This is a genomic window from Streptomyces sp. NPDC056222 (assembly GCF_042264065.1).
Lineage (GTDB): Bacteria > Actinomycetota > Actinomycetes > Streptomycetales > Streptomycetaceae > Streptomyces.
In genome coordinates this window covers 16,219-40,979 of record NZ_JBHJTL010000047.1, presented here as the reverse complement: position 1 = coordinate 40,979, position 24,761 = coordinate 16,219, and the positions used below count along the sequence as shown (strand labels likewise).

The window sequence follows — 24,761 nt, the reverse complement described above, 5'->3', positions numbered from 1 at the left end:
TTAGGGTGACCGTATGTCAGCCACCCGGTATACGTATCTCGGTCCCGAAGGCACTTTCACGGAGGCCGCGCTGCGTACGCTGCCCGAGGCCGCGACCCGGGAGCTCGTCCCGATGGTCTCCGTCCCGGCCGCGCTGGACGCCGTACGCAACGGAGAGGCCGCCGCCGCTCTCGTGCCGATCGAGAACTCGGTGGAGGGCGGGGTCACCGCGACCCTGGACGAGCTGGCCTCCGGCGAGCCGCTGATGATCTACCGCGAGGTGGTCCTGCCGATCGCCTTCGCCCTGCTCGTACGGCCGGGCACCACCATGTCCGAGATCAAGACGGTCACCGGGCACCCGGTCGCCCAGCCGCAGGTCCGGAACTGGATGCGGGCCCACCTGCCCGATGCCCTGTGGGAGTCGGCGGCGTCGAACGCGGACGGCGCCCGGCTCGTCCAGGAGGGCCGTTTCGACGCGGCCTTCGCCGGCGAGTTCGCCGCGGCGACCTACGGCCTGGAGGCCCTGGTCACCGAGATCCACGACGCCGAGAACGCCGAGACCCGGTTCGTCCTGGTGGGACGGCCGGCCCGGCCGTCCGCGCCGACGGGCGCGGACAAGACCTCGGTCGTGCTGTGGCTGGGCGAGGACCACCCCGGTGCCCTCCTCGAACTGCTCCAGGAGTTCGCGGTGCGCGGGGTCAACCTGATGCTGATCCAGTCCCGGCCGACGGGCGCGGGCATCGGGAACTACTGCTTCGCCGTGGACGCGGAGGGTCATATCTCCGAGCGGCGGGTGGGCGAGGCGCTGATGGGCCTCAAGCGGATCTGCCCGAAGGTGCGCTTCCTCGGGTCGTACCCGCGGGCCGGCGTCTCGCGGGAGGACGTGCGGGGGCTTCGGCGCGGGACGTCGGACGAAGAGTTCACGGCGGCCTCCGATTGGCTGGCGAGGGCCCAGGACGGTCGGGCCTGATCCGAGAGTGCCCCACCGCTCCCGTTGCCGGGGGCGGTCGTCCACAGGTGTGAACCACTAGTCCTACCTGCATACTTTTCGGTTGCCCACAGAAGTTATCCACAGGCGCGCTTCTCGACCTGGGGACAAGTCGACAACACATGCAGACATGGTCGACAAATCACCCTAGTCACTCCACAAGCGTCCACAGTGCGCCGAGTTGGCCGGTGTCACCTCAATTCCATTGATCAACTCTTTAGGGCGAGGAATTCCCACCCGAATGAGTGTGTGAGAGAGGTTTGATCGGGGAATCCTGAGGCCCGCGAAGGTGATTCGGAATGATCTCCTCCGCAATCCACAGACCTTCCACACAGCCTGTGGATAACTGCCGGAACCCCGACTCCCCTGTGGAGAAGTCCCTTGATCCACACGGCGATTCGGTCAAGCCACACAGGCCGATCCGCCCCTTTTCGGGGGCTCGCGGCCAGTTTATTGACGAATAGGGAGAGCATTTCCCAATCCCGGCAATTCGGGCAAAGCGACACGCAAGGCTATATCCGGTTGAGGTGTCAGGAGCCCGCACCGGTAGCCTGGTGGGGTGATTGACCTTCGCCTGCTCCGTGAGGACCCCGACCGTGTTCGCGCCTCCCAGCGCGCCCGTGGAGAGGACGTCGCCCTTGTCGACGCCCTGCTCTCCGCCGATGAGCGGCGCAGGTCGTCCGGCGTCCGCTTCGACGAGCTCCGTTCCGAGCAGAAGTCGCTCGGCAAGCTGATCCCCAAGGCCACCCCCGAGGAGCGCGCCGAGCTCCTGCAGCGGGCCGAGCAGCTCAAGGCCGACGTCAAGGCCGCCGAGGCCGAGCAGAACGAGGCCGACGAGTCGGCCCGCGCACTCCTGCTCCAGCTCGGGAACATCGTCCACGCGGACGTGCCCGTCGGCGGCGAGGAGGACTTCGTCGTCCTGGAGACGCACGGCACCATCCGCGACTTCGCGGCCGAGGGCTTCGAGCCCAAGGACCACCTGGAGCTGGGCGAGGCGCTGGGCGCCATCGATGTCGAGCGGGGCGCCAAGGTCTCCGGCTCGCGCTTCTACTATCTGACGGGTGTCGGCGCCCTGCTGGAGCTGGCCCTCGTCAACGCGGCGATCGCGCAGGCGACCGAGGCCGGGTTCATCCCGATGCTGACGCCGGCGCTGGTCCGCCCGCGTGCCATGGAGGGCACCGGCTTCCTCGGCCAGGCCGCGGAGAACGTGTACCACCTGGAGAAGGACGACTTCTACCTCGTCGGTACGTCCGAGGTGCCGCTCGCCGCGTACCACATGGACGAGATCATCGACGCGGACAAGCTGCCGCTGCGCTACGCCGGCTTCTCGCCGTGCTTCCGCCGCGAGGCCGGCACCTACGGCAAGGACACCCGGGGCATCTTCCGGGTCCACCAGTTCGACAAGGTCGAGATGTTCTCGTACGTCGCTCCGGAGGACGCGGAGAACGAGCACAAGCGGCTCCTGGACTGGGAGAAGCAGTGGCTGACCAGCCTCGAGCTGCCCTTCCAGGTCATCGACGTGGCCACCGGCGACCTGGGCTCCTCCGCCTCCCGCAAGTTCGACTGCGAGGCGTGGATCCCGACGCAGGGCAAGTACCGCGAGCTGACCTCGGCCTCGAACTGCGACGGCTTCCAGGCCCGCCGGCTGTCCGTGCGGATGCGTGACGAGCGGAACGGCAAGAAGGTCGTCCAGCCGCTGGCGACGCTGAACGGCACGCTCTGCGCCGTACCGCGCACGATCGTGGCGATCCTGGAGAACCACCAGCTGCCGGACGGTTCGGTCCGGGTGCCGGAGGTTCTGCGGCCGTACCTGGGTGGCCGTGAGGTCCTGGAGCCGATCTCCAAGTGAGCCCGTTCCCGTACAAGCTCGTCGCGACGGACCTCGACGGCACGCTGCTGCGCGCCGACGAGTCGGTCTCGGACCGTACGCGTGACGCCCTCGCCGCCGTGGTGGCGGCGGGGGCCGCGCACATCGTCGTCACCGGCCGGGCCGTCCCCTGGACGCGGCACATCCTCGACGACCTCGGCTACGAGGGCCTCGCGGTGTGCGGTCAGGGCGCGCAGGTCTACCACGCGGGCGAGCACCGGCTGCTGACGTCGGTGACGCTGGACCGGCAGCTGGCCGGCCTGGCGCTGTCGAAGATCGAGGCCGAGGTCGGGCCGCTGGCGCTGGCCGCCAGCCGCGACGGTCTCGACGGCGAGGTCCTGGTCAGCCCCGAGTACCGGGTTCAGGAGGGACCGCTGCCGGTGGTCGTCTTCGAGGACCCGACGCAGCTGTGGTCCGCTCCGCTGAACAAGCTCTACATCCAGCACCCCACGCTGTCGGACGACGAGCTGGCCGGCGCCGCCCGGCGGACGGTCGGAAGCCTGGTGGACGTGGTCATGGCCGGCCCGGGAATCGTGGAGATCCTCCCGCTGGGCCTGACCAAGGCCACGGGCCTGTCGCTCGCGGCGCGCAGGCTGGGCGTGAAGGCGGCGGAGACGATCGCCTTCGGCGACATGCCGAACGACATCCCGATGTTCGGCTGGGCAGCGCGGGGCGTGGCGATGGAGAACGCCCACGACGACCTGAAGTCGATCGCGGACGAGGTGACGGCCTCGAACGAGGAGGACGGCATCGCGGTGGTGCTGGAGCGTCTGCTCGCGGCCTAGGCGGGCTTCGCCCGAAGGGCACGTCTGTCGTCGTACGGCCCGGGGCCACTTGGCGCTCGTGCGGCGAGCCCGAGGGCTTCGCCCTGGCTGCCGCCCGCCCAAGGGCCACGCGGAGGATGCGCGGATCGAACGCGCGCGGGGGTGACCCCGACGACGGCTTAGCAAGCCGCTGCCTTACCACTCGGCCAATCCTCCGGGTGGGCGGCCCGCGCGGAGAACCCGCGCGCTCGAAGCGGCCGCCCCGGCGGCGCTAGGGGGCGCCGCCCTGCAGGGAGCTCGACGGACTCGAACTCCGGCTCGAACTGGTGTCGGTCATCGTCGCGCTCCTCCCCGGTCTCACGGCGGGTGTCTCCCGCACAACTAGTGTGCGCGCGACGGACGTTCGACGGCCACCGAATTACCCGGCGGGTCCACGCCCCAGGTGAGCGGCCGGCACGCGAGACCGATCACCAGCGAGATCGCGTGCCCCAGATCCGTGTACGTATGGCTCGTGAAGAGCGGTACGGCGAAGACGGCCACCGCCCCCGCCAGGTAGAGCCACCGCCAGGGCCGTGGGATCCGGTACGTGAGGATGCCGATCGACGCGGCGATCCCGTAACTCACCCCGATGTCCACGACGTGCGCCATGCTGCGCGGCACGTCGTGGTCCTGGATCGCGTCCAGGACGACCTGCTGGCTGATGAGGGTCGCCGCGACATGCGCCGTAGCGACCGTGAGGAACCATCTCAGCGTCCCCAGCCAGCGCTCCACGGGCGCGTGGAAGACCTCGAACAGCACCGCGTACAGCACGAAGTCGGAGGGGTCCTCGATCCAGAACGCACTGCCTAGCAGCGCCTGGAGCGGGTGGTGGGAGAGCTGGTGCAGATTGCTGGAGTTGCGGTGCAGGAGGTAGTGCTCCAGGCCGTCCGACGAGACCGCGATGACGACGCTGGTGACCGCGATGACGAGCAGCCAGAGATGCGTACCGGGTGACGACCGCACCCACGACCTGATCGGTCGGGACGGTTCGCCACCCGGTGCACCAGCAGGGAGGGATTCACTCGGCACTCTTCAGTGCCTATCACTACGAACTGGGGGAATCCCTAGAAATTGATCATGTGTCCGGCAAGACCGTGGATGGCTTCCTTGACGGCCTCGCCCAGCGTCGGGTGCGCGTGGACGTTCCGCGCGACCTCGTTGACCGTCAGGTCCCACTGCTGCGCCAGGGTCAGCTCGGGCAGCAGCTCGGTGACGTCGGGGCCGATCAGGTGGGCGCCGATGATCTCGCCGTACTGCGCGTCGGCGATGATCTTCACGAAGCCGGTGGAGTCACCGAGGCCGTGCGCCTTGCCGTTGGCGGTGAAGGGGAACTTGGCGACCTTGACGTCGTACCCCTTCTCCCGCGCCTGCGCCTCGGTCCAGCCGAAGCTGGCGATCTGCGGCTGGCAGTAGGTGGCGCGCGGGATCATCGGGTAGTCGAGTTCCATGGTCTCGGCGTCCCCGATGGTCTCGGCGGCGACGACACCCATGGACTCGGCGGTGTGCGCGAGCATCAGCTTCGCGGTCACGTCACCGATGGCGTAGATGTGCGGCACGTTGGTGCGGCAGCGGCCGTCGACGTCGATCGCGCCGCGCTCGGTCAGCGCCACGCCGGTGGTCTCCAGGCCGTAGCCGGAGACGTTGGGGGCGAAGCCGATGGCCTGGAGGACCTTGTCGGCCTCCAGGACCTTCTGCGCGCCGTCCTTGCCGGTGACGGTGACGCGGACCTGCGGGCCGGACTCGTCGATCGCCTCGACACGGGTCGAGGTCAGGACGTCGATGCCGAGCTTGCGGTACTGCTTCGCCAGCTCCTTGGAGACGTCGGCGTCCTCCAGCGGCGCGATCCGGTCCAGGAACTCGACGATCGTGACCTTCACGCCGTAGTTGTGGAGCACGTACGCGAACTCGATGCCGATCGCGCCGGCGCCGGCGATGATGATCGACTGCGGCACGTCCTCGGCGAGGATCTGCTCCTCGAACGTCACGACGCGCTCGCTGCGGGCGGTGCCCGGCAGCAGGCGCGGGGTGGCGCCGGTGGCGATGATGCAGTTGTCGAAGGTGATCGTCTGCGTGGTGCCGTCGGACTTGGCGACCTGCATCGTGTTCGCGTCGACGAAGGTGCCGCGGCCGTCGAACTCGGTGATGCCGTTCTTCTTCATCAGGAAGTGGACGCCCTTGACCCGGCCGTCCGCGACCGTACGGCTGCGGCTGAACGCCTCGCCGTAGTCGAAGGAGACCGTGCCGTCGACCTTGATGCCGAAGGTCTTCGCCTCGTGGTTGAAGATGTGGGCGAGCTCCGCGTTGCGCAGGAGCGCCTTGGTGGGGATGCAGCCGACGTTCAGGCAGACACCGCCCCAGTACTTCTCTTCGACGACCGCGACCCGCTTGCCCAGCTGGGCGGCGCGGATGGCGGCGACGTAGCCGCCGGGGCCAGCTCCGAGTACGACGACGTCGAAGCGGTCTGACATGACTGACTCCCGAAGGTGGTGAGGGTGTTCGTGTCCGCGTACGGGCCCACAGTAGTCCGGTGCCTGCCGCGAGGTCAGTTGTAGGATGACTGGGCAACCGGGCGAATATCTCGCGTTATCTCGTGTGGAGTGGTGATGGGGCTGAAGGCGGCGGGGCGGACCTCCTTGGTGGACTCCGTGGTGGAGCAGCTGCGCGACCAGCTCGCGCAGGGCGAGTGGGAGGTCGGGGACCGCATTCCCACCGAGCACACGCTCGCCGAGCAGCTGGGCGTCGGGCGCAACACCGTCCGCGAGGCGGTGCGGGTTCTGGTCCACGCGGGTCTCCTGGAGTCCCGCCAGGGCAACGGCACCTTTGTCAGGTCGACCGCCGATCCGGCCGCCGTCCTGCGCGGAGTGCGCCACGCGGGTGCGCGCGACGTCATGGAGCTGCGGATGGCCCTGGAGGCGGAGGCGGCGCGCCTGGCGGCGGTACGGCGGGACACCCACGACCTGCTGCGGCTGCGGGCGGCGCTGGCGACCCTCCGCGAGGAGGGCGACCGTGCCGCGGACGCGGACATGGCGTTCCACCTGGCTGTCGTCGAGGCCACGCACAACGCGGCCTTCACCGAGGTGTACCGCTTCTTCTCCACACAGGTGCACGAGGTGCTGGTGGAGGCGCTCGGCGACCGGGAGATGCCGCCGGTCGACATCGACGCGCACGAGGCCCTGGTCGCCGCGGTCGAGGCGGGGGACGCGGAGGCGGCGGAGGCGGGGGCGCGGGAGCTGCTGCGGGTGCCGATGGAGACGATCACGGCGCTGACCGGTGAGACGCGTCAGGTCCATGAGATGCGTGAAGCACATGAAGCTCGTGAAGTGCATGAGGCTCGTGACGCTCGTGAGGCGCGGACCGGTGACGAGCGGACCGGTGACGAGCGGACCGGTGAGGTGCTGTGAGGACCGGGTACCGGCCGCCGGTCCTCGACGCGGAGGCCGATGCCCGTCCCTCGGCCCGAGGGACGGCGGGGCGACGGGCTTCGCTCGGCCATCCGGTCCTGCTGCTGGTCGGGATCGTGCTGGCCTCGCTCAACATGCGGGCGGCGCTCGCGAGCGTGTCCCCGCTGGTGGGAGAGATCGCGGCGGCCTTCGGCCTGTCGTCGACGGCCAGTTCGCTGGTGACGTCCGTGCCGGTGCTCTTCCTCGGTGTCGGCGCGCTGGTGGCGCCCTGGCTCGGGCGGCACTTCGGCGCGGAACGGGTGCTGCTCGCGGCGCTGGTCCTGCTCGGCGCCGGCATCCTGGTGCGCGTCCTGCCGTCGGTGTACGCGCTGTACGGCGGCGGTGTCCTGGTCGGCACGGCGATCGCCCTGCTCAACGTGTTGATGCCCGGCCTGATCAAGCGGGACTTCCCCGACCGGGCCGCCTCGATGACCTCGCTCTACACGGGGGCGATGATCGCGGGCGCCACGGTGGCGGCTGCGGCCTCGGTGCCGCTGGAGCAGGCCCTCGGAGGCGGCTGGGAAGGATCCCTGGGGTTCTGGTCGCTGCTCGCGGCGCTCGCCGCGCTCGCCTGGCTGCCGCAGGTCCTGATCGCCAGGGGCCGTACGGGAGATGAGGTACGGATCGTCCCGGCGGCGCCCGCCAGGAGCGTCTGGCGCTCGGCGCTGGCGTGGCAGGTCACCCTCTTCATGGGGCTGCAGTCGCTCTGGTCGTACGTTTTGATCGCCTGGATGCCGACGATCTTCACGGACCACGGGATGAGCCGTTCGACGGCCGGCGTGGTCTTCGCCTTCAACAACCTGATCCAGGTGGCGGGGGCGTTCGCGGTGCCGCTCCTGGCGGGCCGGATGCGGAGCCAGCGCCGGCTGGTCGTCCTCGTCACGACGCTGGTCGCGGCGGGCTACGCGGGGCTGATGGTCGCCCCGGTGCAGGGTGCCTGGCTGTGGTCCGCGCTGCTCGGCATCGGGCAGGGCGGGGCGGTCGGGCTCGCCCTGACCCTCATCGTGCTGCGGACGGGCGACGCGGTCACCGCCTCCCGGCTCTCCGGAATGGCCCAGACCGTCGGCTATCTGCTCGCCGCGGCCGGGCCGTTGGCCGCGGGAGCCGTCCACCAGGCGACCGGCTCCTGGACGGTGCCGATCGTGCTGGTCCTGTGTGTCTGCGCGGCGGCCCTGGGGGTCGGACTTCCGGCGGCCAGGGACGCCAAGGTCTGAACCTCGGCAGAGGCCCCTGGCCGCTGTCGCACGGGCTCCGGTGCCCGGCCGGGTGTCTGGCGCCTGGAGCCGGGATCGGGTCCCGGCTGGGTGCCCGGCACCTGCAACCCGGGGTCTGGTCCCCGGCACCTGCAACCCGGGGTCTGGTCCCGGCTGGGTGCCCAGCACCTGCAACCCGGGGCCGGGTCCCGGCTGCGTGCCCAGCACCTGCACCCCGGGCCGGGACCCGGCTGCGTGCCCAGCACCTGCACCCCGGGCCGGGACCCGGCTGGGTCCCGGCCCCGGGCTCCGTGCCTCGACTCCTCTACTCCTCGCCCGCCAGCTTCAGCGTCCGCAGCTTCTGGCCCGCGTACCAGGTCGCGAGGACCGTCACGCCGATCAGCAGCACCACCGCCGTCGTCAGACCGACGTCCGACGTGACCAGGCCCTCGCCGCTGACCTTCTGGGCCACCGCGAGCGCCCACTGCTGCACGCTGAGCGTCTTCGCCCCGGAGATCAGTGAGCCGAACAGGGCCTCCCAGACCAGTGCGTAGACCAGGCCGATGACCACCGCGTGGCGGCTGACCGTGCCGAGCAGCAGGAACAGCGCGCTGTACGCGATGGAGGCGACCAGCGCCGCGACGGTGTACGCCACCGCCACCTGCTGCCCGTTGCCGTTGAGGATCAGGCCGGCGATGAAGGTGGGCACCGCCGAGAAGACCATGGTCACGGCGATCGCGACGATCAGCTTGGTGAAGATGATCGAGGACCGCTTCACCGGCTTGGACAGCAGATAGACGATCGAACCGTCGTCGATCTCCGGGCCGATCGCGCCCGTTCCGGCGATGACACCGATCAGCGGCACCATCGTGGCGAGCGCGAAACCGCCGAGGACGTCGGCCGCGATCTGGTCGTCGGCGCCGTTGAACGCCCGTACCGCGGCGGCGATCACCAGCAGGAGTGCGGGCAGCGCGAAGAGGATCAGCGCCCGCCGGCGGCCGAGCAGTGCCCGGTAGGTGAGCCGGGCGACTGTGGGGTTGTACATCGGTCAGGCTCCTTTCAGGCCGCTACGAGGTACGAGAAGACCGATTCGAGGGACTCGTCCGAGGGCGAGACCGTCAGCAGCCGGATCCCCTGGTCCCGGGCGACCCGGGGCAGCAGTTCCGTGAAGCGACCGAAGTCCACCGCCTGGATGCGCAGAGCGCCTTCGGCGAGGTCGACCTCGATGCCGGCCGTGGACGGGTCGGCGATGAGCGCGGCCGCGAGCGCCCGGTCGTCGCTGGACCGCACGAGATAGCGGTGCGGCCGGTCCGTCATCAGCCGACGGATCTTGCGGAAGTCGCCGGAGGCGGCATGGCGCCCGGCCACGATCACCTCGATGTGCGAGGCGAGCTGCTCGACCTCCTCCAGGATGTGCGAGGAGAAGAGCACCGTGCGGCCGGCGGAGCCCATACGGCGCAGCAGGTCCATCAACTGCATCCGCTGGCGCGGGTCCATGCCGTTGAACGGCTCGTCCAGCAGGAGCACGGACGGGTCGTGGACGAGCGCGGAGGCCATCTTCACGCGCTGGCGCATGCCCTTGCTGTACGTGGCGATCTTGCGGTCCTGCGCGTACTCCATCTCCACGGTGGCGAGCGCGCGCTGGGCCTCCTTGTCGCCGAGGCCGTGCAACTCGGCGTTGGCGACGACGAACTCGCGCCCGGTGAGGAAGTCGTACATCGCCTCCCGCTCGGGCACGACGCCGATCTGCCGGTAGACGGACTCGTTGCGCCAGATCGCCTCGCCGTCGAGGGTGACGGCGCCCGTGGAGGGCTCGAGGAATCCGCCCATCATGTTGATGAGGGTCGACTTTCCCGCGCCGTTGGGGCCGAGGAGGCCGGTGACACCGGGGCCGATCGTCATGGTGACGTCGTTGACGGCGACGACGTTGCCGAACCACCGAGAGGCGTGGTCGATGGAAAGAGTGCTCATGGGCGCAGCCCATTCTTTGGAAGGGTGGTGGTGGGCGACGGGAGGGCGGTCACAGCCCCACCTTTCGGTAGCGGCGCATCAGGACTCCGTACGAGCCGGCGATGAGCGCGAGTACGACCAGCAGGTACACCACGCCGACTCCGGCGCCCGGTCCCACGCCTTCCCCTCCGGGGAAGGAGGTGGTGGCGCCGAGGAAGGCGGTCTGCACCCCGTCGATGAGCGTGATCGGCGAGAACAGGCCCATCCACTGGATGGCGTCGAGGTTGTCCGTGCCGTAGGCGATGCCCTGGAGCGTGGAGACCGCGCCGAAGGAGATCACCAGCGTGGCGATGACGGCGGCGACGCCGAAACCGCGGCGCGGCGTGAGCGCGGCCATGACCAGGCCGATACCACCGAAGAGCAGTGACAGCAGCGCCACGGAGACGAGACCCTGGCCGAAGCCCTTGGCCTGGTCGGCGAAGTCGAGCTTCGCGAGCAGCGCCCCGACGAAGAGGATCACCAGCGGCGCGGCGGTGAGGACGAAGAGCGCCGACGCCATCGCGCCGAACTTGGCGAGGACGTAGTCCATCCGCTCGATCGGGCGCGAGAAGTACAGCGGCACCGTCCTGAACCGCAGGTCGCGGGAGACGGACTGGGGGGCCTGGGCGGCCAGGTAGATGCCGATCACGAGCTGGAGGTAGATCGCGTAGGCCGTGTAGTCGAGCGGCAGCTTGCTCGCCTTGGTGACGACCGCCACCGCCACCATGATCAGCGCGGGCACGCACATCACGGCGAAGAGGATCATCGGCAGCACCTTGGACTTGGCGCTGCGGCCCAGTCCGTACGCTCCGCGCAGCGACTGCGAGAACAGCGCCCGGCGCGCGTACGCGCGGCCGAGGCGCGGCCCGTCGTACTTGCGGTAGCCGATGTTGTGGATCTGTGTGGTCTCGGGGGCCTGGGAGCTCATCGCGCCGGCACCTCCTCCTGCTGCTTGGCGTCGGGGCGGAAGACCTCGGCGATGTGGTGCCGCCGCTGCTCCATCCGTACGAGTCCGAGGCCGAGGTCGGCGACGGTGTCGCGGACGAGGTCGTACGTGTCCTCGCCCTCGGCCTCCACCAGGAGGATGTGGCCGGCGCCGGGCAGCCCGTCCTCGACACCCTCGTGGAGGGTGACGCCCGCGGCGGCGAGCGCGGCTCGCACGGCCTGGGCACCGTCGGGGTGGCTGTCGGAGTCGGTGACCTCGACCGCGAGGGTCGTGGTGATCTGCGTGAAGTCGCTGGTGGAGCTGGAGCGCAGCAGCTTTCCGCCGTCGATGACGACGACGTGGTCGCAGGTGCGCTCGAGCTCGCCGAGGAGGTGGGAGGTGACGAGCACCGAGATGCCGAAGTCCGTCCAGACCCTCCGGATCAGGCCGAGCATCTCGTCGCGGCCCACCGGGTCGAGGCCGTTGGTGGGCTCGTCGAGGAGGACCAGCTGCGGGTCGTGGACCAGCGCCTGGGCCAGCTTCACCCGCTGTTTCATACCGGTCGAGTAGCCGCCGATGGGGCGGTACCGCTCCTCGTACAGGCCGACATGGCGCAGGGTGTCGGCCGTCCGCTCACGGGCGGCGGTGGCGGGCAGGCCCGACATCCGCGCCATGTGGACGACGAGCTCGGTCGCCGAGACGTCCGGCGGGAGGCAGTCGTGCTCGGGCATGTACCCCACGCGTTCACGGATCTGGGCGCCGGAGGTGGCGACGTCCAGGCCGAGCACTTCGGCCCGGCCTTCCGTTGCGGGGGAGAGACCGAGCAGGATTTTGATCATCGTGGACTTACCGGCTCCGTTGGCACCCACCAGTCCGGTCACACCGGGCCCGATGTCCAGGGAGAGCCGGTCGAGAGCGGTCACCCGGGGGAACCGCTTGCTGAGGCTTTCGGTGGCGATCACAGTCACGCCATTGACGGTAGTGGCGTACGCCACAGGAGTCGTCAGCCCAACGGCTCGTTCCTTGTCCGACTCCAGGTGTACGGACCCGTAGGGGAGTCAAGACCAAAGTCGCTCGCCACCTGCCCGCGTCGAGTTTTCCACAGGCGTCCTGCACACCTCTTGACGCAGCCTCCGAGCATTGTCACATTCATCAGTGTCAAGTTACGACCGCGTAGCGCACGCATACGCTCACGGACGGGCGGGTGGCATGGCCTCAGCAGTGACAAGCGAACTGACCGCGGAGCTGCGGGGGTTCAGGGAAGTGCAGCGCCTCTCCTACGAGTGCGCGGAAGCCGTCTCGGCCCAGCTCAAGCCCGGGGTGACCGAGCGCGAGGCCGCGAAGATGCAGCGGGACTGGCTGTACGAGCGGGGCGTGCGGGACTGGTTCCACCGGCCCTTCGCCTGGTTCGGCGACCGTACGGCCTTCGTCGACTTCAAGATCCCGCTCCAGTTCTTCCCCACGAACCGGCGGCTCGAGGCCGGCATGCCGTTCATCCTCGACATGGCCCCGGTGTACAAGGGCTACACCTCGGACATCGGGTACTCCGGCTGCCTCGGCCTCAACCCGGTGCACGACAAACTGCTCGCCGATCTGAAGGCGCACCGCGAGCTGATCCTGAGCGAGGTGCGCGAGCGCCGCTCCCTGCGCGAGATCTACGAGAACGTGGACCGGCTCATGGTCCGCCAGGGGTACGCCAACCGGCATCGCGCGTATCCCTTCGGCGTGATCGCGCACAAGATCGACCGGGTGAAGGAGCGCCGCTGGTCGCCCACGCTCTTCGGCTTCGGCACCCAGTCGCTGAAGGGGCTCGCGAGCGACGCGATCCACGGCCACCGCGACGGCTGGTCGCCGCTCTGGTCGCCGTACAAGTTCTCCGACCATCCACCCCGGCCGGGGCTGTGGGCGGTCGAGCCGCACCTCGGGTTCCGGGGTACGGGCGCGAAGTTCGAGGAGATCCTGGTCGTCACCGACTCCAAGGACCCCGAGCAGAGCGCGTTCTGGCTGGACGACGATCTGCCGCACGTGCGGCGCTGGAACGAGGGGGACGTGTGATGGCCGTGCTGAAGGGGGCGCGCGAGCGCTGGGTCCGTACGGGCGGGATCGAGCTGTGCGTCGCAGAGTTGGGCGACGAGAGCCGGCCGACCGTGCTGCTCGTGCACGGCTATCCGGACTCCAAGGAGGTCTGGTCGGAGGTCGCGCACCGGCTCGCCGAACGGTTCCATGTGGTGCTGTACGACATCCGCGGCCACGGCCGGTCCACGGCTCCGGCCCCGCTGCGCGGCGGCTTCACGCTGGAGAAGCTGACGGACGACTTCCTGGCGGTCGCCGACGCGGTGAGCCCGGACCGGCCCGTCCACCTCGTGGGGCACGACTGGGGTTCGGTGCAGTCCTGGGAGTTCGTGACCGTCCCGCGCACCGAGGGCCGGATCGCCTCCTTCACCTCGATGTCGGGCCCGTCCCTGGACCACTTCGGACACTGGATCAAGCAGCGGATGGCCCGGCCCACTCCGCGCAGGGTCGGCCAGCTCCTCGGCCAGGGCGCCAAGTCCTGGTACGTGTACATGCTGCACACCCCCGTCCTGCCCGAGCTCGCCTGGCGCGGACCGCTCGGCAAGCGGTGGCCGAGGCTCCTCGAGCGGGTCGAGAAGGTCCCGGCGGGCGACTATCCGACGCCGTCGCTGCCCAATGACGCGGCGCACGGCGCCTGGCTCTACCGGGACAACATCCGGGCGCGGCTGAGCCGACCGCGCGCCGACGCCTATGCGCACGCGCCGGTCCAGCTGATCACTCCCACCGGCGACGCCTTCCTGTCGGAGCGGCTCTACGACGACCTCGCGACCTGGGTACCGGAGCTGACCCGCCGCTCCCTGCCGGGCAAGCACTGGATCCCGCGCACCCGACCCGACCAGCTGGCGTCGTGGATCGGTGAGTTCGTCCGGGCGAACGAGGATCCGTCCACCAGGGCCCCGAAGACGGCCGCGAAGAGCCCGGCCGATCCGGTCTACGCCGAGCGGTTCGGCGGCCGGCTGGTCCTGGTGACCGGCGCCGCCAGCGGTATCGGCCGTGCCACCGCCTTCGCCTTCGCCGAGGCGGGCGCGCGGGTCGTCGCCGTCGACCGGGACGGCGAGGGCGCGGCGCGGACGGCGGAGATGTCACGGCTGATCGGCGCGCCCGAGGCATGGGGCGAGACCGTCGACGTCAGCGACGAGCAGGCCATGGAGAAGCTCGCCGCGAAGGTGGCGAGCGAGTACGGAATCGTCGACGTCCTGGTCAACAACGCGGGCATCGGACTGTCCGGCTCGTTCTTCGAGACGACGGCGGAGGAGTGGAAGAAGGTCCTGGACGTCAATCTCTGGGGCGTCATCCACGGCTGCAGGATCTTCGGCGGCCACATGGCCGAGCGCGGCCAGGGCGGGCACATCGTCAACACCGCTTCCGCCGCGGCCTTCCAGCCCTCCCGCGTCCTGCCCGCGTACAGCACGTCCAAGGCGGCGGTGCTGATGCTGAGCGAGTGCCTGCGCGCCGAGCTGGCCGGCCAGGGCATCGGGGTCTCGGCGATCTGCCCCGGCATCGTGAACACCAACATCACCGCGACGGCCCGGTTCGCCGGAGCCGGCGAGGAGGACCAGAAGCGCCGCCAGAAGGAGGCCTCCCGCCTCTACGGCCTGCGCAACTACCCGCCGGAGAAGGTCGCGGACGCGATCCTGCGGGCCGTGGTGCGCAACCAGGCCGTCGTCCCCGTCACCCCGGAGGCGCGGGGCGCCCACTTCATGTCGCGATTCGCCCCCAGGGCGCTGCGGGCGATAGCCCGGCTGGAGCCGCCGGTGTGAGCCGGCGGTCGTACCATCCCTCGTAGCCGGAGCAAGCGGGTGGGAGCGGGTTTGTCGGAGCAGTCAGCACAGGCGGGGCAGCCGGGGCCGTCGGGTCAGGCCGGGCTGTCGGGGTCGGCGGGGCCGGCCGGGCCGACGGGTCAGGCCGGCCTGCCGGGGCTGTCGGGGCCGGCCGGGCTGTCGTCCGGGGGCGGCCGGCCGGCACCGGCGGAGTACCGGATCGAGGATCTGGCCCACCACAGCGGCGCCACGGTCCGGACGATCCGCGCCTACCAGGACCGCGGTCTGCTGCCCCGGCCGGAGCGCCGGGGCAGGTCCAATGTGTACGGGGACACGCATCTGGCCCGGCTGCGGCAGATCGCGGATCTCCTGGACCGCGGCTACACCCTGGCCTCCATCAAGGAGCTGCTGGAGGCCTGGGACGCCGGCCGCGGCCTGGGCGGGGTACTGGGCCTGGTCGCCGAGGTCGACGGTCCGTGGACGGACGAGAAGGCCGACCGGATCTCCCGCAAGGACCTCGACGCCACGTTCGGCGGAAAGCCCGACGAGGACGCGATCCGGGAGGCGATCGAGCTCGGGGTCCTGGAGCGGGTCCCGGACCGGGACGACGAGTTTCTGGTTCCGAGCCCCCAAGAGCTGGCGGTGGCGGCCGAGTTGTACGAGGCGGGCGTACCGCTCACCGCAATCTCCGGCCATCTGCGGGAGCTTCGCGTCCAGGTCGAGCACATCGCCTCGCGTTTCCTGGAGTTCACCACCGAGCACGTCTTCGCACGTTATCTGGAGCACCGGCCTCCGACGGACGCCGACGCGGCCGAGGCGGCGACGATGGTCCGCAGGCTGCGGCCGCTCGCCCAGCAGACGGTCGACGCCGAACTCGCGCGTGCGATGCGGCTGTTCGCCACCCGCCATCTGCAGCACCATCTGTCTGCCGACCCTCCGCCGGTGCGGGACGACGAGCCTCGCCCGGTGACGCTTCCGTCGGGGACGATTCGGGCCGTTCAGCGGCTTGTTGGCGCGGAGAACGTGGCGGCGTTCATCGCTGCGGCGGCGGAACGCGAGGTGCAGACACGAACATTGGACGCACTCTCCTCAAACCCCTTGAGTGAGGGCTAAGTAGCCCAATCACCCTTGAAAGGTAGGCCTGTTGTCCACAGAATCACCAATTCCCCTGTGGATAACTGCACTTGGCTGTGGATCAAACATCAGTGCTGCAATTCAATGGTCCGCCGAGCGGCCCTCCGGCATCCTGACGCCATGAACAGATCCGATGCAGAGAGACGCACCGTGAAGGTGTCGAAGTACCTGTCCAAGCACCTTCGCCACCAGCCCGAGCGGATCGGACTGGTCCTCGACGCGAACGGCTGGACCGAGATCGACACGCTTCTGCGGGCGGCGGCCGAGCACGGCTTCCCGATCAGCCGCGCCGAGCTGGACCATGTCGTCGCCGCCAACGACAAGAAGCGCTTCGCGGTCGAAGGAACGCGGATCAGGGCCAGCCAGGGCCACACCGTCACCGTGGACCTGGACCTTCCGCCCGCCGAGCCGCCCGCGTACCTCTACCACGGTACGGTCGCCTCCCACCTGGACGCCATCCGGGCCGAGGGCCTGCGGCCGATGGCCCGTCACCATGTCCATCTCTCCCCCGACCGCGAGACCGCAACCCGGGTCGGCGCGCGTCGTGGCCGCCCGGTGGTCCTCAGCGTGGACGCCGGCGCGATGCACCGGGCCGGGTACGTCTTCCACGTCAGCGCCAACGGGGTCTGGCTGACCGACACCGTCCCGCCGAAGTTCCTCCGCCTCCCCGGCTGAGCTCTCGTCCTCACGGCCGAGGCGCGCGGAACGGCGCCGAGGCATGATCGTTCCCATGGGACACCCGCATCTGCCCACCACCCAGTCGGCCGTGGCGGCCATCCGCGAGATCGCCCGCGAGTTCGACCTGGAGATGACCGTCACCGACGACATCGGTGCGGACCAGATCTCCCGCCGCACGTCCGCCGGTGTCTTCACCGTCCTGGACCCGGACGGTTCCCTCCCGCACGAGGCGTTCGTCGAGCTCGGCGGCTCGCCCGCGGTCAGCGTCCAGCTCTTCGCCGAGGACGACGCGAAGATCACCGTCGACGGCGTGGAGTTCGAGGACGTGCCCCGCGACTCCGTCCCCGCCTTCCTGCGCTCCGTCCATGGCGGGCTCGCCCATGTGAAGGGCACGTTCTTCCCACCGGGTTGGTGGCTGGTCGTCCCCCTCCCAGGTGACGAGACGTACAAGGAGCTCGTTCTGCACCACAGGCTCAGTCCCTGGATGAGCCGACGGGTCCGCTGAACCCGCGACTCGGGCCATGCGACCCGCGGCCCCGGGGCGTGTGTCGGTAGGCGTACAAGCATCCGCTTCATGGCTTCGGCGACTCGCCGGTGCTGCCGGCGCTGTGGCGAACGCAGGCCGGGCGCGGAGCGTGAACGTACCCCGCGCCGTCGGCCGAGTCGTTCGCGCTCAGCCCAACTGGGCGACGGCCTCGGTGGCGATCTTCTCGAAGACGGCCTGGTCGGCGGCGAAGTCGGAGTCGGGGATCGGCCAGTGGATCACGATCTCGGTGAAGCCGAGATCCCGGTGGGTGCCCGCGAAGTCCACGAAGGCGTCCACGGACTCCAGCGGGCGGCCCCGATCCGGGGTGAAGCCGGTGAGCAGCACCTTGTCCAGCTCGGCCACGTCCCGGCCGATCTCCGCGCACGCCTTGCCGAGCTTCTCGACCTGGCCGCGGATGGCCTCGACCGACTGCTCCGGCGTGCCCTCCTCGTACAGCTTCGGATCCCCGGTCGTCACCCACGCCTGCCCATGGCGCGCGGCGAGCTTCAGACCGCGCGGCCCGGTCGCGGCGACCGCGAACGGCAGTCGCGGGCTCTGCGCGCAGCCGGGGATGTTCCGGGCCTCCTCGGCCGAGTAGAACGTGCCCCGCTGCGAGACGGCGCCCTCGGTGAGCAGCCGGTCGAGCAGCGGCAGGAACTCGCCGAACCGGTCGGCGCGCTCCTTCGGCGACCATGCCTCCTGGCCGAGCGTGGTGGCGTCGAAACCGTTGCCGCCGGCGCCGATGCCGAGCGTGACCCGGCCGCCCGAGATGTCGTCCAGGGAGATCAGCTCCTTGGCGAGCGTCACCGGGTGCCGGAAGTTCGGCGACGTCACCAGGGTGCCCAGACGCATCCGCTCCGTGGCGGTCGCGGCGGCAGTGAGCGTGGGCAGGGCGCCGAACCAGGGCCCGTCTCGGAAGGTCCGCCAGGACAGGTGGTCATAGGTGTACGCAGCATGAAAGCCCAGCTCCTCGGCTCGCTGCCAACGGTCACGGCCACCCTCGTGCCAGCGATGGACGGGAAGGATCACGGTGCTCAGGCGCAAGGTCATACCCACGAGCCTACGACCGCGCCACCACCCCCTCCCACCACGCGGGCACGGACAGACCGACGGAAACAGCCCTCTCAGATGTGCGCCCCTCGCACGCCCGTGCACCTGGTGCGGAAGAATGGATCGGTGACCTCACTCGACTCCCCGCGCCCCGCCGCCCCGGCCCCCCGGCTGATCGCCACCGACCTCGACGGCACCCTGCTGCGTGACGACAAGTCCCTCTCGGAGCGGACGGTCGCGGCGCTCGCCGCCGCCGAGCGGGCCGGGATCGAGGTCTTCTTTGTCACCGGACGGCCGGCCCGCTGGATGGACGTCGTCAGCGACCATGTCCACGGCCACGGCCTCGCGATCTGCGCCAACGGCGCGGCCGTTGTCGATCTGCACGCGGGCGGATCGTTCCTGAAGGTACGGCCGCTGGAGCGGAGCGTCGCGCTCGAGGTCGTGAGCACGCTGCGCGCCGCCGCCCCCGGGACCACGTTCGCGGTCGAGCTCACCACCGGCATCCACTACGAGCCCCTGTACCCGCCCTTCTTCCTCGACCCGGGCGCGACCGTCGCGATCGCCGAGAAGCTCCTCTTCGAAGAGGAGCCCGGCGCCGCCGCCCCGGTGCTCAAGCTGCTCGCCCAGCACCCGGAACTCGACCCCGACACCTTCCTGGCGACCGCCCGCGCGGCCGCCGGCGAGCTTGCCTCGTTCACCCGGTCCAGCCCCACCGCGCTCCTGGAGATCAGCGGCCTCGGCGTCTCCAAGGCGTCCACTCTGGCCCTCTGCTGCGCCGAGCGGGGCATCTCCGCCGACGAGGTCGTCGCCTTCGGCGACATGCCCAACGACATCGAGATGCTCAGCTGGGCCGGACGCTCGTACGCGATGGGCAACGCCCACCCGGACGTGATCGCCGCCGCCTCCGGCCGTACCGTCGCCAACAACGAGGACGGCGTGGCCGTCGTCATCGAACGGATCCTCGACGGCACCCTCGACGGCTGACGAGTCCGGCCCCGGGGCTACAGCGGGGCCTGCCACACCACCGTCGTACCCCCGCCGTCCTCCCCGATCCCCGGACCGCACCAGCTCGACCCGCCCAGCGACTCCGCGCGCCGCGCCAGGTTGCGCAGTCCGCTGCGCCGGCCGCCCTCCGGGATGCCGACGCCGTCGTCCGCGACCGAGAGCCGGACCCCGGCGGCGCCGTCGGGCAGTTCGGCGCCCGCGTCGACGACGACCTCGATCCGGGTCGCCTCGGCGTGCCGGAAGGCGTTGGAGAGGGCCTCGCGCAGGGCGGCGATGAGGTTCTTGCCGGTGAGATCGCCGACCGTCGAGTCGATCGCGCCGAGGAAGCGGTGCGCGGGCTTGAAACCCAGCGGCACGGCCGCCATGTTGATCTCCCGCAGCACGCGGGTGCGCAGCCCGGACGGCGCCTCGGCAGGTCCCTGCTGGAGCGCGAAGATCGCGGTACGGATCTCCTGGATCGTCACGTCCAGCTCGTCCACGGCCTTGCCGACCCCCTCGCGCACCGCGGGCACGATCGACTTGCGCTGCGCGCTCTCCAGCATCATCCCGGTGGCGAACAGCCGCTGGATGACCAGGTCGTGCAGGTCACGGGCGATCCGGTCGCGGTCCTCGTAGACGGCGAGCCGCTCCCGGTCGCGCTGCGCGTCGGCCATCATCAGCGCGAGCGCCGCCTGGGAGGCGAACTGCGTGGCCAGTGTCCGCTCCGCCTCGGTGAAGGGCCGGCCGCCCCTCGCGCGGGGCATGGCGAGCGCGCCGAGCACCTTGCCGCCGCTGTGCAGGGGCAGCAGCATGCTCGGCCCGTACTGGGCCGCCAGCCGGCTGATCATGCGCGGATCGCCCGAGGCGTCGTCCACGAAGACCGCCTCACCGCCCAGCAGCCGCTCCACCACGGCGCTCTCGGGCGGGATCACCACGCCCAGCGAGCTGCTCGGCCGGTCGGCGGAGACGGCGACGATCTCCAGGCCACCGTCCTGTGCGGGCAGCAGCACGATCCCGGCGGCCGCGTCGGCGAGCCGGCGGGCCTGTTCGGCGACCACCGCGAGGGCGTCGTCCGCGTCACCGCCGGAGAGCAGGGCGGTGGTGACCGCGACCGAGCCGTCGATCCAGCGCTCGCGCTGCCGGGCGGCCTCGTAGAGGCGGGCGTTGCCGATGGCGATCCCGGCCTCGGTGGCGAGGACCCGGACCATGTGGACGTCGTAGTCGTTGAACTCGCCGCCGCCGTGCTTCTCTGCGAGGTACAGATTGCCGAAGATCTCCCCCTGGACCCGGATCGGGACACCGAGGAAGGTCCGCATCGGAGGGTGCCCCGGCGGGAATCCAGCGGCGCGCGGGTCCGTGGACAGATCAGCCAGCCGGATCGTCTCGGGCTCGCGGATCAGCGCGCCGAGCAGCCCCGCGTGCCCATTCGGGCGCCGCCCGATCCGGCGGGCGACCTCGTCGTCGACACCGAAGGTGACGAAGTCCGAGAGCCCCTCGCCCTCCTCGTCGACGACCCCGATCGCGGCGTAACGGGCGTCGGCGAGTTCGGCCGCGGTCTCGCAGATCCGGTCGAGCGTCGAGTGCAGTTCGAGCCCGGTCCCCACCGAGCGCATCGCCTCGAGGAGCTGTGGCACCCGTGCCGTGAGCTCGGTCGACAGGCCCTGGAGGCTGCGGGTGGCCTGGGTGGCGGCTTCCAGGGGGTCCGGGACATCGGGCACGGCGGCGGTCATGGCCTTGAGCCTAGTAAGTCCTATTTGGCGAGAAAAGTCGGGCGCCCCGTCGTTCCCCCCGCAGCGAGCAGGAGATCGGTCTCCCGCTCCTGCTCCAGCATCCGCCGCAAGGGGCCTTCGGCCCGCGCCAGCTCCGCGTACGTCCCGCGCTGCACGGTCCGGCCCCCGTCCAGGACCACCACCTCGTCGACGGCGTCGAGGCCGCGCAGCCGGTGGGTGATCAGGACGGTGGTGCGGCCCTCGGTGACCCGCAGCAGGTCGTCGGTGAGCGCGTCCGCCGTGGCGAGGTCGAGGTGCTCGGCCGGCTCGTCGAGCACGAGGACGGGGAAGTCGGCGAGGAGCGCCCGGGCGAGTGCGAGGCGCTGTCGCTGCCCGCCGGAGAGCCGCGAGCCGTGCTCGCCGACCTGCGTGTCGAGGCCGTCCGGCAGCCCGTCCACCCAGTCGAGGAGCCGGGCCCGGCCGAGGGCGGCCCGCAGTTCCTCGTCGTCGGCGCCGGTGCGCGCGAGGCGGAGGTTCTCCCGGATGGTGCTGTCGAAGATGTGGGCGTCCTGGGCGCAGAGCCCGACGAAGCGACGGACGTCGTCGCCGTCGAGCTCCGAAGCCGCCACCCCGCCGAGCCGGTACGAACCGGTGTCGGCGTCCAGGAAGCGCAGCAGCACCTGGGCGAGGGTCGTCTTGCCCGATCCGGAGGCGCCGACGACGGCGACCCTGCGCCCGGCTTCCAGGGTGAGCGTGAAGTCGCCGAGCGCCTCCCGGTCCTGCCCCGCGTGGCGGGCGGAGAGGCCGGCGAGCTCCAGCGGGAACGGGCTCTGCGGGGGTACGGCGGGCCGCGCGGGCTCGTGCACGGGAACGGGGGCGTCGAGCACCTCGTACACCCGCTCGGCGCTGCGCTTCACGCGCTGGCGGTACTGGACGGCCAGCGGGAGGCCTGTGACGGCCTCGAAGGCGGCGAGCGGGGTGAGGACGACGACGGCGAGCGTCACACCGTCGAGGCGGCCGTCGCGGACGGCCTGGACGCCGACGAACGCGGCGGCGACGACCGTCACTCCGCAGGCGAGCGCGGAGAGGCCGGCCCCGACCGCGGTGGCGGCGGCCTGCCGGGAGGAGATGGAGGTGAGCGTACGGTCGGCCGCCCTGGACCGCTCGATTCGGTCCTTCAGCGCCCCGGCGACGGTCAGTTCGGCGCAACCGCGCAGCAGGTCGAGGACCGCGACGGCCAGGGCGCCCCGTGCCGGTGCGAGCCGTCGTTCGGCCCGGCGCGCGAGGGCGCCGCTCAGCAGTGGGACGGCCACGCCGGCAGCCAGCAGTCCCGCGGCGAGCACGGCCCCGGCCTCGGGCAGCAGCCAGGCGGTGAACCCGACGGAACCGGCCCCCACCACGAGCGCGGCGCCTGCGGGAAGCAGCCAGCGCAGCCAGTAGTCCTGGAGGGCGTCGACGTCCTGGACGAGCCGGGAGAGCAGGTCGCCTCGGCGGGTGCGGCGCAGCCCGGCGGGGGCGATGCGTTCCAGGCGGCGGTAGACCGACACCCGCAGCTCCGCGAGCATCCGCAGTACGGCGTCGTGGGACACGATCCGCTCGGCGTACCGGAACACCGCCCGCCCGATGCCGAACGCCCGCGTGGCGGTGACGGCCACCATCAGATACAGCACGGGCGGCTGTTCGGACGCCCGCGAGATGAGCCATCCGGACACCGCCATGAGTCCGACGGCGGATCCCAGCGCCAGACTTCCGAGCAGCAGGGCGAGCCCCATGCGGCCCTTGAGTTCCCCCGCCATGTCCCGGACGCGCCCGAAGACCGAACCCCCGGCCCCGCCGCCCGTCCCGGCACCGGTCTCGGCACCGGTCTCGGCCTCGGCAGGCTCCGTCGCCGTCTCGCCCGTACCGGGCACGACGGTCGCCGCCCGGGCCGCGGAGGGAGCAGCCGACACGTCCGGCGTCCCGTCCGCCGCGGCCGGCTCCACCACGTCCACGGCGGAGGCCCGCCGGAGCTCCACCACTCGGTCCGCGACCGCCAGCAGCGCCGGCCGGTGGACGACCAGAAGCACCGTACGGCCGGAAGCGAGACGGCGGACCGCGTCGACCACAGCCGCCTCCGTCTCGCCGTCCAGCGCGGCCGTGGGCTCGTCGAGCAGCAGGAGCGGCCGGTCGGCGAGGAACGCGCGGGCCAGGGCGAGGCGCTGCCGCTGCCCCGCGGAGAGGCCCATGCCGTCCTCGCCCAGCGGCGTCTCGACCCCCTCGGGGAGCCCCGCCACGAACCCATCGGCCCCGGCGTCGCGCAGCGCCTCCCGGACCGCCTCGTCGGAGGCGTCCGGTCGGGCCAGACGGACGTTCTCGGCGATGGTGCCCGCGAAGAAGTGCGGACGCTGCGGCACCCAGGCGATCCGCGACCGCCATTCCTCCACGTCCAACGCACCGAGTTGCACGCCCCCGACCCGGATCGAGCCACCCTCCTCCGGGGCCGCGAACCCGAGCACGACATCGAGCAGCGTCGACTTGCCCACCCCGCTCGGGCCCACCAGCGCCACCGTCGCACCCGGCTCCAGCACGAGCGAGGCAGCGTCCAACGAAGGCTCCGCGCGACCCGCATGACGCACAGTCACGTTCTCCAGCTCGATACGCGGAGACGACGGCACCGCGCCCGTCCCGCGCTCCTTCACCGGGGTCTCGAGGACCTCGAAGATCTCCTCGGCGGCGGCCAGCCCTTCCGCGGCCGCGTGGTACTGCGCCCCCACCTGACGGATCGGGAGGTAGGCCTCGGGCGCCAGCACCAGAATGACCAGGCCGGTGTACAGGTCGAGGTCCCCGTGGACCAGCCGCATGCCGATGCCGACCGCAACCAGCGCCACCGACAGCGTCGACAGCAACTCCAGGGCGAAGGACGACAGGAACGCGATGCGCAGCGTCTTCATCGTCGCCTGCCGGTACTCCGACGTGATGGCACGGATCGACTCGGCCTGCGCCTTCGCCCGTCCGAACACCTTGAGCGTCGGCAGCCCGGCCACCACGTCCAGGAAGTGGCCCGAGAGCCGGGACAGCAGCTTCCACTGACGGTCCATCCGGGCTTGGGTGTACCAGCCGATCAGGATCATGAAGAGGGGGATGAGCGGCAGGGTCACGACGATGATCGCCGCCGAGACCCAGTCCTCGGTGACGATCCTCGCCAGGACCGCCACGGGAACCACCACCGCGAGCCCCAACTGCGGCAGATAGCGCGAGAAGTAGTCGTCGAGCGCGTCCACCCCTCGCGTCGCCAGGGCGGCCAACGAGCCGGCCTTCTGCCCGCTGAGCCATCCCGGCCCCAGCTCGGCCGCCTGCGCCAGCAGTCGTCCGCGCAGCTCGGACTTGACCGCCGCGCTCGCCCGGTGGGCGGCCAGCTCGGTCAGCCAGGAGACCAGCCCCCGCCCCGCCGCGACACCGGCGAGCAGCAGCAGCGGCGTGGTCAGGTCGGAAACCGACAGGCCCTTCTGGAAGGCCCCCACCACCACCTCGGCGATGAGCATCGCCTGGGCGACGACCAGCGCCGCCCCGGCCAGGCCGAGCACCACCACTGCCGTGAGGAAGAGACGGGTGGCCCGGGCGTACCGGAGCAGACGCGGGTCGATCGGTTTCACGTGAAACATTCCCTCGTGGTGAGCGGCAGCC

At 71.0% G+C, this 24,761-nt stretch carries 20 protein-coding genes and 1 tRNA gene; 11 read left to right on the top strand and 10 right to left on the bottom strand.

Annotation, left to right across the window (positions count from 1 at the left end; genetic code table 11):
• Nucleotides 1-13: 13 nt before the first annotated feature.
• The 3 genes from pheA (at nt 14) to ACFC0D_RS22110 (ending at nt 3,619) form a co-directional block, all read left to right on the top strand.
• Nucleotides 14-949: a prephenate dehydratase gene (gene pheA / locus ACFC0D_RS22120; protein ID WP_376438466.1), complete on the top strand. Its 936-nt coding sequence runs from the start codon at nt 14-16 to the stop codon at nt 947-949.
• Nucleotides 950-1,526: 577 nt separating this feature from the next.
• Nucleotides 1,527-2,816, top strand: a complete 1,290-nt coding sequence (serS, locus tag ACFC0D_RS22115) for a serine--tRNA ligase (RefSeq protein WP_376438463.1) — start codon at nt 1,527-1,529, stop codon at nt 2,814-2,816.
• Entirely contained in the window at nt 2,813-3,619 is an 807-nt protein-coding gene (locus ACFC0D_RS22110) for an HAD family hydrolase (protein ID WP_376438461.1), read from the top strand. Before serS ends, ACFC0D_RS22110 begins: the two co-directional genes overlap by 4 nt.
• 110 nt (nt 3,620-3,729) lie before the next feature.
• Here ACFC0D_RS22110 and ACFC0D_RS22105 read toward each other — a convergent pair.
• The 3 genes from ACFC0D_RS22105 to lpdA form a co-directional block, all read right to left on the bottom strand.
• Nucleotides 3,730-3,814: transfer RNA gene (locus tag ACFC0D_RS22105), tRNA-Ser, on the bottom strand.
• A 165-nt stretch (nt 3,815-3,979) separates the two neighbouring features.
• The gene (locus tag ACFC0D_RS22100) at nt 3,980-4,666 is read right to left on the bottom strand and encodes a rhomboid-like protein (RefSeq protein ID WP_376438458.1); all 687 of its coding nucleotides are present in this window, start codon (nt 4,664-4,666) and stop codon (nt 3,980-3,982) included.
• A 35-nt stretch (nt 4,667-4,701) separates the two neighbouring features.
• A complete protein-coding gene (gene lpdA, locus ACFC0D_RS22095; RefSeq protein WP_376438456.1) occupies nt 4,702-6,105 on the bottom strand; it encodes a dihydrolipoyl dehydrogenase in 1,404 nt (467 codons plus the stop codon).
• A gap of 135 nt (nt 6,106-6,240) precedes the next feature.
• Here lpdA and ACFC0D_RS22090 point away from each other — a divergent pair, with 135 nt between their 5' ends.
• The gene (locus ACFC0D_RS22090) at nt 6,241-7,038 is read left to right on the top strand and encodes a FadR/GntR family transcriptional regulator (protein ID WP_376438453.1); all 798 of its coding nucleotides are present in this window, start codon (nt 6,241-6,243) and stop codon (nt 7,036-7,038) included.
• Nucleotides 7,035-8,291 (top strand): CynX/NimT family MFS transporter, encoded by a 1,257-nt coding sequence (locus tag ACFC0D_RS22085; protein ID WP_376438450.1) that lies wholly within the window; start codon nt 7,035-7,037, stop codon nt 8,289-8,291. The genes ACFC0D_RS22090 and ACFC0D_RS22085 overlap by 4 nt, the downstream gene beginning before the upstream one ends.
• A 304-nt stretch (nt 8,292-8,595) precedes the next feature.
• Here ACFC0D_RS22085 and ACFC0D_RS22080 read toward each other — a convergent pair whose 3' ends face one another.
• The 4 genes from ACFC0D_RS22080 to ACFC0D_RS22065 are packed head-to-tail and all read right to left on the bottom strand — an operon-like array spanning nt 8,596 to nt 12,146.
• Complete coding sequence (locus ACFC0D_RS22080) at nt 8,596-9,315, bottom strand: ABC transporter permease (protein WP_376438447.1); 720 nt, start codon at nt 9,313-9,315, stop codon at nt 8,596-8,598.
• A gap of 14 nt (nt 9,316-9,329) precedes the next feature.
• Nucleotides 9,330-10,241: an ABC transporter ATP-binding protein gene (locus ACFC0D_RS22075; RefSeq protein ID WP_376438444.1), complete on the bottom strand. Its 912-nt coding sequence runs from the start codon at nt 10,239-10,241 to the stop codon at nt 9,330-9,332.
• A 49-nt stretch (nt 10,242-10,290) separates the two neighbouring features.
• On the bottom strand, nt 10,291-11,187 hold the full coding sequence (locus ACFC0D_RS22070; RefSeq protein ID WP_376438441.1) for an ABC transporter permease: 897 nt from the start codon (nt 11,185-11,187) through the stop codon (nt 10,291-10,293).
• On the bottom strand, nt 11,184-12,146 hold the full coding sequence (locus tag ACFC0D_RS22065) for an ABC transporter ATP-binding protein (protein WP_376438519.1): 963 nt from the start codon (nt 12,144-12,146) through the stop codon (nt 11,184-11,186). Before ACFC0D_RS22065 ends, ACFC0D_RS22070 begins: the two co-directional genes overlap by 4 nt.
• Before the next feature lie 247 nt (nt 12,147-12,393).
• Here ACFC0D_RS22065 and ACFC0D_RS22060 point away from each other — a divergent pair, with 247 nt between their 5' ends.
• The 5 genes from ACFC0D_RS22060 to ACFC0D_RS22040 all read left to right on the top strand — a co-directional run bounded on the left by ACFC0D_RS22060 (nt 12,394) and on the right by ACFC0D_RS22040 (nt 17,334).
• Entirely contained in the window at nt 12,394-13,239 is an 846-nt protein-coding gene (locus ACFC0D_RS22060; RefSeq protein WP_376438438.1) for a M24 family metallopeptidase, read from the top strand.
• Nucleotides 13,239-15,017: an SDR family oxidoreductase gene (locus ACFC0D_RS22055; RefSeq protein WP_376438435.1), complete on the top strand. Its 1,779-nt coding sequence runs from the start codon at nt 13,239-13,241 to the stop codon at nt 15,015-15,017. The genes ACFC0D_RS22060 and ACFC0D_RS22055 overlap by 1 nt, the downstream gene beginning before the upstream one ends.
• Before the next feature lie 177 nt (nt 15,018-15,194).
• Entirely contained in the window at nt 15,195-16,130 is a 936-nt protein-coding gene (locus tag ACFC0D_RS22050) for a MerR family transcriptional regulator (protein ID WP_376438516.1), read from the top strand.
• Between the two features lie 141 nt (nt 16,131-16,271).
• A complete protein-coding gene (locus ACFC0D_RS22045) occupies nt 16,272-16,826 on the top strand; it encodes an RNA 2'-phosphotransferase (protein ID WP_376438433.1) in 555 nt (184 codons plus the stop codon).
• Nucleotides 16,827-16,881: 55 nt separating this feature from the next.
• A complete protein-coding gene (locus tag ACFC0D_RS22040; protein ID WP_376438430.1) occupies nt 16,882-17,334 on the top strand; it encodes a hypothetical protein in 453 nt (150 codons plus the stop codon).
• A gap of 168 nt (nt 17,335-17,502) precedes the next feature.
• On the opposite strand, the gene ACFC0D_RS22035 is transcribed toward ACFC0D_RS22040, so the two are convergent.
• The gene (locus ACFC0D_RS22035; protein ID WP_376438427.1) at nt 17,503-18,405 is read right to left on the bottom strand and encodes an LLM class flavin-dependent oxidoreductase; all 903 of its coding nucleotides are present in this window, start codon (nt 18,403-18,405) and stop codon (nt 17,503-17,505) included.
• Nucleotides 18,406-18,531: 126 nt separating this feature from the next.
• On the opposite strand from ACFC0D_RS22035, the gene ACFC0D_RS22030 reads away from it, so the two are divergent.
• Nucleotides 18,532-19,389, top strand: a complete 858-nt coding sequence (locus ACFC0D_RS22030) for a Cof-type HAD-IIB family hydrolase (protein ID WP_376438425.1) — start codon at nt 18,532-18,534, stop codon at nt 19,387-19,389.
• A gap of 17 nt (nt 19,390-19,406) precedes the next feature.
• Here ACFC0D_RS22030 and ACFC0D_RS22025 read toward each other — a convergent pair whose 3' ends face one another.
• Entirely contained in the window at nt 19,407-21,119 is a 1,713-nt protein-coding gene (locus tag ACFC0D_RS22025) for a GAF domain-containing sensor histidine kinase (protein ID WP_376438423.1), read from the bottom strand.
• A 20-nt stretch (nt 21,120-21,139) separates the two neighbouring features.
• The gene (gene cydD, locus ACFC0D_RS22020) at nt 21,140-24,730 is read right to left on the bottom strand and encodes a thiol reductant ABC exporter subunit CydD (RefSeq protein WP_376438420.1); all 3,591 of its coding nucleotides are present in this window, start codon (nt 24,728-24,730) and stop codon (nt 21,140-21,142) included.
• Nucleotides 24,731-24,761: the final 31 nt, after the last annotated feature.

Coding starts and splice junctions, on each gene's coding strand:
- ACFC0D_RS22090 (WP_376438453.1), top strand. CDS start 6,241: ATGGGGCTGAAGGCGGCGGGGCGGACCTCCTTGGTGGACTCCGTGGTG.
- ACFC0D_RS22070 (WP_376438441.1), bottom strand. CDS start 11,187: ATGAGCTCCCAGGCCCCCGAGACCACACAGATCCACAACATCGGCTAC.
- lpdA (WP_376438456.1), bottom strand. CDS start 6,105: ATGTCAGACCGCTTCGACGTCGTCGTACTCGGAGCTGGCCCCGGCGGC.
- ACFC0D_RS22035 (WP_376438427.1), bottom strand. CDS start 18,405: ATGACCTTGCGCCTGAGCACCGTGATCCTTCCCGTCCATCGCTGGCAC.
- ACFC0D_RS22045 (WP_376438433.1), top strand. CDS start 16,272: ATGAACAGATCCGATGCAGAGAGACGCACCGTGAAGGTGTCGAAGTAC.
- pheA (WP_376438466.1), top strand. CDS start 14: ATGTCAGCCACCCGGTATACGTATCTCGGTCCCGAAGGCACTTTCACG.
- ACFC0D_RS22075 (WP_376438444.1), bottom strand. CDS start 10,241: ATGAGCACTCTTTCCATCGACCACGCCTCTCGGTGGTTCGGCAACGTC.
- ACFC0D_RS22060 (WP_376438438.1), top strand. CDS start 12,394: ATGGCCTCAGCAGTGACAAGCGAACTGACCGCGGAGCTGCGGGGGTTC.
- ACFC0D_RS22080 (WP_376438447.1), bottom strand. CDS start 9,315: ATGTACAACCCCACAGTCGCCCGGCTCACCTACCGGGCACTGCTCGGC.
- ACFC0D_RS22025 (WP_376438423.1), bottom strand. CDS start 21,119: ATGACCGCCGCCGTGCCCGATGTCCCGGACCCCCTGGAAGCCGCCACC.
- ACFC0D_RS22055 (WP_376438435.1), top strand. CDS start 13,239: ATGGCCGTGCTGAAGGGGGCGCGCGAGCGCTGGGTCCGTACGGGCGGG.
- ACFC0D_RS22040 (WP_376438430.1), top strand. CDS start 16,882: ATGGGACACCCGCATCTGCCCACCACCCAGTCGGCCGTGGCGGCCATC.